This is a genomic window from Microcoleus sp. BM001215392 (assembly GCF_036700185.1).
GTDB lineage: Bacteria > Cyanobacteriota > Cyanobacteriia > Cyanobacteriales > Microcoleaceae > Microcoleus.
The window spans coordinates 1-9,608 of the sequence record NZ_JAUBOJ010000071.1 but is presented as its reverse complement, the minus strand read 5'-3'; the positions used below and the strand labels follow the sequence as shown (position 1 = coordinate 9,608).

General features: G+C 45.1%; 8 protein-coding genes. 2 read left to right on the top strand and 6 right to left on the bottom strand.

Features of this window, described 5'->3' with window-relative positions; translation table 11 throughout:
• Window positions 1–223 precede the first annotated feature (223 nt).
• Window positions 224–835, bottom strand: a complete 612-nt coding sequence (locus QT974_RS10875; protein ID WP_333468502.1) for a Uma2 family endonuclease — start codon at window positions 833–835, stop codon at window positions 224–226.
• 127 nt (window positions 836–962) lie between these two features.
• Here QT974_RS10875 and QT974_RS10870 point away from each other — a divergent pair, with 127 nt between their 5' ends.
• A complete protein-coding gene (locus QT974_RS10870) occupies window positions 963–2,477 on the top strand; it encodes an NADH-quinone oxidoreductase subunit M (protein WP_333468501.1) in 1,515 nt (504 codons plus the stop codon).
• Between the two features lie 135 nt (window positions 2,478–2,612).
• Window positions 2,613–3,779, top strand: coding sequence for a CO2 hydration protein (locus QT974_RS10865; protein ID WP_333468500.1), 1,167 nt, complete (start codon window positions 2,613–2,615; stop codon window positions 3,777–3,779).
• A 311-nt stretch (window positions 3,780–4,090) separates the two neighbouring features.
• Here QT974_RS10865 and QT974_RS10860 read toward each other — a convergent pair whose 3' ends face one another.
• The 5 genes from QT974_RS10860 to QT974_RS10840 all read right to left on the bottom strand — a co-directional run bounded on the left by QT974_RS10860 (window position 4,091) and on the right by QT974_RS10840 (window position 9,369).
• Complete coding sequence (locus QT974_RS10860; RefSeq protein WP_333468499.1) at window positions 4,091–4,423, bottom strand: XisI protein; 333 nt, start codon at window positions 4,421–4,423, stop codon at window positions 4,091–4,093.
• On the bottom strand, window positions 4,411–4,827 hold the full coding sequence (locus QT974_RS10855; RefSeq protein ID WP_293189563.1) for an element excision factor XisH family protein: 417 nt from the start codon (window positions 4,825–4,827) through the stop codon (window positions 4,411–4,413). The genes QT974_RS10860 and QT974_RS10855 overlap by 13 nt, the downstream gene beginning before the upstream one ends.
• 205 nt (window positions 4,828–5,032) lie before the next feature.
• Window positions 5,033–5,752, bottom strand: coding sequence for a PHP domain-containing protein (locus tag QT974_RS10850; RefSeq protein ID WP_333468498.1), 720 nt, complete (start codon window positions 5,750–5,752; stop codon window positions 5,033–5,035).
• Window positions 5,753–5,942: 190 nt separating this feature from the next.
• Window positions 5,943–8,417 carry a bifunctional serine/threonine-protein kinase/ABC transporter substrate-binding protein gene (locus QT974_RS10845; protein WP_333468497.1) on the bottom strand — a complete coding sequence of 825 codons (2,475 nt, stop codon included), beginning with the start codon at window positions 8,415–8,417 and terminating at the stop codon, window positions 5,943–5,945.
• Between the two features lie 190 nt (window positions 8,418–8,607).
• A complete protein-coding gene (locus QT974_RS10840; RefSeq protein WP_333468496.1) occupies window positions 8,608–9,369 on the bottom strand; it encodes a ZIP family metal transporter in 762 nt (253 codons plus the stop codon).
• Window positions 9,370–9,608: the final 239 nt, after the last annotated feature.

The following is a 9,608-nucleotide window of genomic DNA, read 5'->3' as shown; positions in this document are numbered from 1 at the left end:
TTTTCAACCGCAGATATCAGCGGATGAACGCGGATGAACGCAGATGATTTTATTGGGGGCTGATTATTTGGCAATTCTCAACCGCAGGTGAGGGCAGATGAATTTATTCTGGGTTTGTCTGCTTTCGATCTAATTTTATTGAATTTTCAACCGCAGATATCAGCGGATGAACGCGGATGAACGCAGATGATTTTATTGAGTTTGTCTGCTTTTTTATCTAATTTTACTCAAATTCTATCGGCCACAATTCGGCAACCGGAATTTCCCAACCGGGCAAAAGTTGGGGAATTGAAATGATGTCGCCGTCTCTCAATACAACTGGCTCGGCTGTAGGAGTGTAAATCGTTACTGTATGTTTGTCGGGGTCGATTAATATTCCTACTTGTGCTCCCATTTCGATAAATGATAGAATTTTGTCTCGGAGGGGTTTGAGGCGATCGGACTGAGACTTGATTTCTACAACTAAATCTGGAACCAGTTCGGCAAAATACCGTTTGCTTTGTTTGAGACGTGTCGCTAACACAAAAGAAACATCGGGTGCTGTCAGGTTTGAATTGGGGAGAATAAACCCGCCGCTGGACTCAAAAACTCGTCCGAGTTTGCGGGGTTTAACCCAGTTACGCAAAAGACTGCCAAACTCAAGTCCTATTTCGCTCGATACAATGTCGGATGGGCCCATAACTATAATCTTCCCGTCTACGAGTTCTAATTGGTAGTCTAGATGTGCTTCGCAGAGTATACCTTGCAGTTGTTCCAAGTGGTCAACTGTGAGGCGGGTGGAAAGAGAACCGGATTGAATTTGTAAATCTTCTCGATCGCTAATAATTGAGGTCATAGGAGGATTTTCGAGACGTTTGCATCTATGTTAACAAGAAAATTAGCCGATCGCTATTTTATGTAGTTGGTTTGCGTTACTGTTAAATATAGTTCTAAAAGCTGCGTAACAAGGGAAGTTTTAATTGATGCTCAGTGCTTTAATCTGGATACCAATGTTGGCGGCCGCCCTGATTGGGTTTTGGCCCGGTGCGATCGGTTCTAAAATAGTTCGGAATGCCGCGATCGCCATTGCGGGTGTAACTTTTATTCTATCGGTGTTTGTGGCAGCTCAGTTTGATGCCAGTACAAGTGATTTACAGTTTTCGGAATTTATTCCTTGGATCGATGATTTGGGATTTAATTACAATCTCGGCGTTGATGGTTTGTCTCTGCCCTTGGTAATTTTAAATACCCTACTGACAGGAGTAGCGATTTACGCTACGGATGAGGCGATCCGCAGACCTCGACTTTATTATTCTTTGATGCTGTTAATTAGCGGCGGCGTCACCGGAGCTTTTTTATCTCAAAACTTGTTGCTATTTTTCCTGTTTTTCGAGGTAGAACTAATTCCGCTTTACCTGTTAATTGCAATTTGGGGAGGCGAGCGCCGGGGCTATGCTGCTACTAAGTTTTTAATCTATACTGCATTTTCGGGAATAGTATTGCTGGCTGCTTTCTTGGGTGTAGTTTGGCTCAGCGGTGCTTCTAGTTTTGATATGGTTGGTGCAGCCGGTGCATCGCATTTGGAAGGAGGCTCGCCGTTGCCTTTGGTCAGACAAATTGTGTTGCTGGCAGGGATATTGCTCGCCTTTGGGATTAAGATTCCATTAGTGCCTTTTCATACTTGGCTGCCGGATGCTCACGTAGAAGCTTCGACTCCGGTTTCGGTGCTGCTGGCGGGGGTACTTTTGAAGCTGGGAACTTACGGGATGCTGCGCTTTGGTTTGGGTTTGTTCCCGGATGCGTGGGCGGTGGCGGCACCTTGGTTGGCGAGTTGGGCGGTGGTAAGCGTGCTTTACGGGGCTAGTTGCGCGATCGCCCAAAAAGACATGAAAAAAATTGTAGCTTACAGTTCGATCGCGCACATGGGCTACATTTTGTTAGCTAGCGCCGCAGCGACTCCGATTAGTATGATGGGAACTGTGTTGCAAATGGTTAGCCACGGTTTAATCTCCGGGTTGCTATTTTTGAGTGTCGGGATTGTTTACAAAAAATCCGGTAGTCGCAACATAGATGTACTCAAAGGTTTGTTCAATCCCGATCGCGGTTTGCCGGTAATTGGCAGTTTAATGATTGTCGGTGTAATGGCGAGTGCCGGCATTCCAGGATTGTCCGGATTTATTGCTGAATTTTTGATATTTAGGGGCAGTTTACCAGTGTTTCCCGTGCAAACTTTGCTCTGCATGATCGGGACTGGTTTGACTTCAGTTTACTTTTTAATTATGGTCAACCGTGCCTTTTTCGGGCGCCTTTCCGATTTGGTGGTCAATTTGCCGCAAGTCCGCTGGGGCGATCGCATTCCTTCGCTGGTTTTAGCAGTAATCATCGCCATCATGGGAGTACAGCCCGGGGTTTTAGTCGCTTTGAGCGAGAAAACTGCGATCGGCTTAGTATCCCCTGTACCCGCACAAGTTAAACAAGTTGCTCAAAACTTGGGCTAATATCTTCCATAGGTTCGATCGTTCGGACTTCAGTCCTCTTCAAATTCTGAGGACTGAAGTCCGAACGATCAAACCTTTCTCTCGATTCTGAACTTCTCGGTAATAAAACAGTTATTCAATTAAGGTTCAAATCAAATGACAAGTACCGTATTAAAACCCTCTTCCCATCCTCTAGCAGCCTACATTGACATCTTGGAATCAGGCAAAGCTTTGCTTCCAGAATCGGCGGAGAATGTAGTAGAAGTTGTCGGCGTTCTCAAAAGTTACGGCGTAGTTCTCGATGCCTATTCCCGCAATCTCAACTACATCGCTGAAGAACAATTTTTAGTGCTTTTCCCGTTTTTCAAATATTTCAACGGAGAAGTGACTGCACCGAAATTAATGCGCTATTTGTGGCACGATCGCATTAATTTTGAGTATGCTGAGTATTGCATGAGAACCATGCTTTGGCACGGCGGCGGCGGTATGGACAGTTATTTGGATTCTCCAGAATTTAGCACTTTGGCCGAAAAGGCGATCGCAGCTAAGTTAAAAGGCAACTTTTTGATGCAGGGACTCCACAAAGCATTCCCGGAGTTTTTGCCGGAACAAGTGCGGATGTTGGCTTATTACACGGGTTTGGGGCAGTTTTGGCGGGTAATGAGCGATTTGTTTATCGATTTGTCCGATCGCTACGAAGCCGGTACAATTAAGTCGATCGCAGAGATAGTAGATTTCGTCTTAGCCGGTTTGGTAAGCGCCGCAAGCCTACCAATCACCTACAGCGTCAAGATTCGCGGCGAAGTCTACGATATCCTGCCCGCATCGGCCAACTTGACCTTTTTAGCAGATGTAGCAGTACCTTATGTAGAAGCAGTTTTCTTTCGAGGAACAGCTTTTTTTGGCACAGTTTCCTACAACGCCCAAGCACATCAAATCCCAGAAGAACAAAAAGAATTTAGCTACGGGGCTTTGTTTGCAGATCCTTTACCCATAGGAGGTGCAGGAATTCCGCCAACTCAATTGATGCAAGATATGCGGCATTTTCTGCCCGATTATTTGCACGAAGTTTACCGCACTAGCTGTCGCGGCGAAGATGATGTGCGCGTGCAAATTTGCCAAAGTTTTCAGAAGTCGATGTTTTGCGTGACGACAGCGACTATTTTCGGCTTAGCACCTCATCCCATGAATACCTCCGATCCTGAGGAAAAAAAGGCTAATCGGGCTTATTTAGAAGGTTGGATGGATCGATTTGGCACTTCTCGCTTAGATTGGGCAAATCAGCCAACTATCAGGGCTTGTCAGTTGTTCCCGGAACGTTAGTCAGTTGACAGTTGACAGTTGACAGTTGACAGTTGTTAGTTGTTAGTTGTCAGTTGACAGTTGTAGGGTGTGTCGCCACTAAAAATCCCTCAATTCAACCGACAATCTCATAGCGACGCAGGGAGCATCTCATTTTTGTAAAAAGCATTTTTTTCTTATAGTGCGAGCTTAAGAGCTCGCACTATTAAATGCAAAACCAACAATCTCATAGATCCGCACCTTACACAATTTTTGGGTAAACAACTCTCCGTAACACTTGCCCCAACAATTGTTTTGTTGTACGAATTTTTATAAATACTATAAAACGTAATTTATCCTACTGCAAATTCAGTCAAATGTCGCCAGTTAGGCGGGTCAAAAGCCAGTATAATATCTTGTTTCGGAACTCCTAAGTCAACAAGTTCGTTGGCAATACCCACCTCAGTACCATCCTGCTGAATCCAGATTTTATTATCTATAATATCCAAGTGCAAAACAGGGCCATAAATTCGCTGCTGATTGCGCCAGCCCACATAGATTAATTGATAATGATCGCGAGTGGTATCAAAGATAGTTTGAGCCTGAATGCGCTCATCCCAAACCAGACTGGCGTGTTGGGAGAGCAGATTTTGGATGTGTTGCCGATAAAGGTCTACATTTCCCATTGTGCAATCGCCTCCTGTTCTGTATTATAAACAATCAAATGGATTTGATTTTGTTGAACCACAGACCGAATAAACCCTGTTGTGAAAAAACTATCGTAGACATTGCTAGGTACTGCTAGGTATAAAATTCGGTCAACTTCCTGTTTTTCTAAAGCTGCTCTATAACTAATAAATTGTCCTAAAGCTGTGTAAAATTGGGAAATTTTAGATGGGCCAATAAAGCTTTTGATTTCAACGGCGATTTTCTGTCCGTCTTTTTGGGCTGCAACCACCTTTTCGGCGCCCAAGTCGATGTAAAGTTCTAGAGTTCCTGCTTGTAAAATGTATGGATCGTGAGTGATCTGCCATCCATCTTTCTGGAGAGCGGTTTTAACGACTTCGTGAAAGATATCTTTAGCAGGCACGGCTTTACTAACTCTCTGTATTTAATATCTGGATAGTTGTATTTTAACTCAGATTCAGCAACCAGATGACAATTCGAGTTCGGAATCTGGGTTGTAGGATTTGTGAGAGTGAGAAAACTTTGACTTGTGGCTTGTGACTTTGGACTGTCACGCACCAATTCCCAATTACCAATTACCAATTCCCAATTCCCAATTCCCGAAGTATCTAGATTCGGACTAAAAGACTCTGGCCGTGAGAATCAGTTCCACAAGTTCCCAACAAACCATAAGTTTCAGCTAAATCTTTGACTAAAGCAGTTTGTTTGGGACTCGGTTTCCAAGGATTAGGATTACCGTAAGCATAGTAAATTTCTACGCCGTCAATGCCCAGACGGGCGGCTTCTGGAATTAGTTGATCTGCGATCGATCGATACCGGCAAGGATGTGCTAGAACTGCTAAACCTCCTGCTTCCTGAATCGCTTCAATTACCCTGGCTGCGGAATAAGAAGCGTGGCCTTCTGTACCTTTACCTCGCAAGTAAGGTGTGAGACTGGGATGTTCTGGATCGAAGGCGTAAGCGAGAATGTGTACGTCGTTGTTGAGCAATTCAGCGTTAATTTCAGCGCCCGTCCAAAGAGTCGGCGCTGCGGTAGTCCTGTCGGGATGCTTTAATTTCCAGTTATCCAGCCAAATTTGAGCTTGAACGTAGCCTTTGGTGCTGTGGTGATCGGTGATAGCGAAGCCTTTGAGGCCGCCTGCGATCGCAAGTTCCATCAATTTCTGTGGCTGCAATCGCCCGTCGGAGTAGACTGTGTGCATATGGAAGTTATAGGAACCCGGACAGCTATCGGCATCAATCGTCTGCAAGACTTGTTTGAGTGCCAAGATATTCTGGGCTTCTGGTTTGAGGCTAGAACTTGTTGAGGGAGCGAGATTGACCGTCATAAGCGTTATTATAAATAAGAGTAGCTTTGTTTAATATATCGAATAAATTGATATGTTGCACTTGTCGCGATAGTCGCAATAGCGATTTACCGTGGCGGGGGGCGGATTTATGAGATTATTGATTGAGAGGCAATTACGGTTGGTAAAACCCGCCCCTACAGGTTTGTTGAGAATGGGACAAGATATTAATTCAATCGCACTTTAAACCTGCGGCTGCGGCTGTGGGAAATTCGATCGGCACAAAGGTAAGGCCAAATTTTTCTTTAGCACACGGCACAATGTGCGCGACTCGTTTAGGAGGGTTTTTCCGATTTCCTGTCGTCGAGTCAAACTCAATTATACCCGTGGCTGCGTCGGCTTTAAAGTCAGGAGATGCTAAGGTTTGTTGCATTCCTTCGCGGCTGGGTTCTGGCTGCATTTCTAGGGCTTTAATCAGGGTCTTGGCGGCATCGTAGGTTAAGGCCGATCGAGTATTGACCGGGCCTCCCCACAATTTTTCAGCATTCACTGGAAACTTTTGGTCAAAACTGATTGTCGGATGCCAAAACACGGAGATGCCGAGTTTGTTGACCGATTTTAGCTGTTTTGCTGCTTCTAACGTTCTCGGTTCGTACAGAGTCCACGGCCCGACAATCCAATTGCGATCGTTGTTCGCTTTTATCATTTCGATCGCATTTTCTACAGCCTTAGTAACTTGACCGTCGGGAATGACAGCTATGGCTGTTTTTCCGGCTTTGTCAACTTCTTTGATTGCTGATTCGGCGTTAAAATCATTTCTAGATAAGTCGTAATAATTAACGATCCTAAAAGTCGAGCCTCCTTGGGCTTCAAATTGCTTTTTGAATTCTTCCCATAAAGAAGCGCTAAACGGACTGTTGGGATTGTAAAAAACTGCTACTTTTTTTGCCCCGACTTGCATCAGTTGATTAACTAAACCTTCAGCTTCTATGCTGGTTGTCGGAGCAGTGCGAAAGAAATATTTTCGAGGTTTGCGCGTCAGTTCTTCTGTTGTGCTTCCCGGAGAAATAGCGATGAGTTTATTTTGATTGTAAATATCTACTGTTTCTACGGTCATGTCGCTGGTGTAGTGTCCGATGACGGCTAAAATCTCGGGCTGAGTGACTAGGTAATTTGCCCTTTGCTTTGCGTAGGATTTGATATTGCCGTCATCTGCGATGATGACTCTGAGACCTTTTCCTTTAATAGCTTTTGGGTCGAGAAAGCCTTGACCTGGAAAATCTTTATTGCTGTCATTTGCAGCGAGAAGACCTAAATTAACTTCGGTTTGAGCTTGAGCAAGACCTCGCAGCAGTTCTTCAGCTAAATCTGCGTTGAGAATGCTACCGTCATCCTTTCTGCGGATGGGAACAACAATTGCGATGGTATAATACTCTGCATTGATTGCTTTGAGCAGGGCATTGTTGATGTAAATTAAAGTTTCGGGGTCTCTGCGGTCTTCGCGCCAAGACTGTTTGAGCAATTTTAAAGCTTCTGAATAATTGGCTTCTGCAAACTCATTGATTCCCCTTTGTTTTGACCAAAGGGCGGAGGTTTGTACTAGGAGTTTTTCACCGGAACTTACACCATCGGCGGAGGGTGTAGGTAGGGTTTGTGGCTGGGAAATTCTGGGGATTAGCGGGTAAATTTTGGGGATTGAAATTACGATCGCCCCTGCTGCAATTACCGCAACACCTAACACCAGCCAGCGAAAGCGATCTCGCAACACCCGCTGTGGTTTGGGTGACTGGGGCCGCGGGTTAGCCGGCCTGGGCGAGATCGCTTTCTGAGGCTCTGTTTCGGGTAATGGAGAATCTCGCATCGCGTCCAACTCTTTTAAAACCTCAGTCACAGATTGGTAGCGGTCTTTAAAGTGGTAGCGAACCATTTTATTAAGAATATTTTTTAGACGATCGCTAACTTGTAAAATCTGTCGGTTGTGCATCGAGTAATCCCAGATAATTTCACAAGTCTTGGGATCTTCCGGCAGATCTCTGGGATGCTGTCCAGTTAGAGCTTGAATGACGATCGCTCCTACGGCGTAAATATCGTTATAAGGTTGAGCTTTACGTCCGTTGGATTGTTCTGCCGGCATATAACCGCTGGTGCCGATCGCCTGCGATGTGAATATTCTACCTGTAGAGTCAGCCGTCAAAGTGCTGATTTCTTTGACAGCCCCAAAATCAATTAAAACAATTTTGTTATCTGTTGTGCGCCGAATTAAGTTAGAAGGTGTAAGATCGCGGTGAATAATATTTTCGTTATGGACGAACTTTAAAATTTCCAAAATTTCCAGCAACAAGGCGATCGCCTCCGCCTCCATCCACTGTTTACCTGGAGTGAGTTCTTCCGTGAGGCGATTTCCTTTAATGTATTCTTGAACTAAGTAAAAATAATCATTTTCTTTAAAATAAGCGAATAATTCGGGAATGCACGGGTGATTTCTGAGACGGTACAAAGCGCTAGCTTCCCTTTCAAATTGCGTCCTGGCATTCTCCAAGACGCGCGGATCCTTCGATGAAGGAAAAGGAATTTCTTTAACAACGCACTCGGGATTTCCGGGTTTGCTTAGATCGTTAGCCGTGTAGGTGATCGCAAACCCTCCCTGTCCCAATTGCTTGATAATTTTGTAGTTTTCGTGGAGAATATGCCCTGACTTGAGACACATATATTTTCCAACACCTGTTGACTGGCTGAGGTCTTTGATGTTGATTATAAGCTTTTTTGTTGCCTGATACGTCTTGGCAGTAGCTCGAATTTGTCGGGAGGGATATCAAAAACACTATAAATCTCAGCAATTGGTGATTCCCTATTCTCCATTACTAATGACTGATGAGGAATGAGGAATGACTGATTAATTATCTTTCCCCTAACTTGCTGAGTACAAAAGCAGCTAAAAACCCGCAGACAGTAATTAAACCAGCAAAATCGTGAGTTTCCTCGAATGCTTCGGGAATCATGGTATCTGAAATCATTGCTAAAATACCTCCTGCTGCTACGGCGGTAGTGGCGGCGATTACTTCGGAAGAAAAGCGGCTGAAAACCGTATATCCTAACAATGCTGCGATACCGGAAATAAGGGCGATCGCCCCCCAAACTCCAAAAACGTAACCGATCGATCTTCCGGCTTTTTTCATACCGGCGGCGCTAGAAAGTCCTTCGGGAATGTTGGAGAGAAAAATTGCCGCTACTGTTACCCAACTGACAGCGCCTCCAGAAATCATGCTGACGCCAATGACGATCGACTCCGGTATCCCATCTAACAAGGCGCCCAGGGCGATCGCCAATCCGCTATCGCTTGATTCTGTTTTAGCTGGGTGCAAAGTGCCCGATCGCTTGCGGTGTTTTGCTCCCTGGTGACTCAAACACCAATTGGCGGCTGTATAAACAGCAGCGCCGCCCAAAAAGCCGATCGCCGTCGAGTCGAAACCGCCGCGCTTGTAAGCTTCATCCATCAGTTCAAAAGATAGCGCCGAAATCAGCACACCGGCGCCAAAAGCCATAATTGTGGCGATCGCGCGTTGCGGAATGCGGACAAAGTAACCCACCGCCGCTCCCAGTAGCAGCGCCGAACCGCCCACTAAACCCCAAAATCCTGCCTGCAACCACACTGGAAACATGACTTTGCACCTCAAATCTATAATTTTTATACCTGCATAAAAATTATAGATTTTTTATTGCGGGGAGGCAGCGGATACAGCACTTTTCAACCCAGGGAGGTACTCGCTTTTTTGCAGGCTATTTCTAATGACTTATGACTGACATCATGCCTGCTAAAATCATCTTGATAAGTTCGATCGTTCGGACTTCAGTCCTCGGATTTTTATGAGGACTGAAGTCCGAACGATCGAACCAATTT

What these genes read in the sequence shown, in the direction of transcription:
- QT974_RS10875 (WP_333468502.1), bottom strand. Translation starts at nt 835, where the DNA reads ATGACCTCAATTATTAGCGATCGAGAAGATTTACAAATTCAATCCGGT.
- QT974_RS10870 (WP_333468501.1), top strand. Translation starts at nt 963, where the DNA reads ATGCTCAGTGCTTTAATCTGGATACCAATGTTGGCGGCCGCCCTGATT.
- QT974_RS10865 (WP_333468500.1), top strand. Translation starts at nt 2,613, where the DNA reads ATGACAAGTACCGTATTAAAACCCTCTTCCCATCCTCTAGCAGCCTAC.
- QT974_RS10860 (WP_333468499.1), bottom strand. Translation starts at nt 4,423, where the DNA reads ATGGGAAATGTAGACCTTTATCGGCAACACATCCAAAATCTGCTCTCC.
- QT974_RS10850 (WP_333468498.1), bottom strand. Translation starts at nt 5,752, where the DNA reads ATGACGGTCAATCTCGCTCCCTCAACAAGTTCTAGCCTCAAACCAGAA.
- QT974_RS10845 (WP_333468497.1), bottom strand. Translation starts at nt 8,417, where the DNA reads ATGTGTCTCAAGTCAGGGCATATTCTCCACGAAAACTACAAAATTATC.
- QT974_RS10840 (WP_333468496.1), bottom strand. Translation starts at nt 9,369, where the DNA reads ATGTTTCCAGTGTGGTTGCAGGCAGGATTTTGGGGTTTAGTGGGCGGT.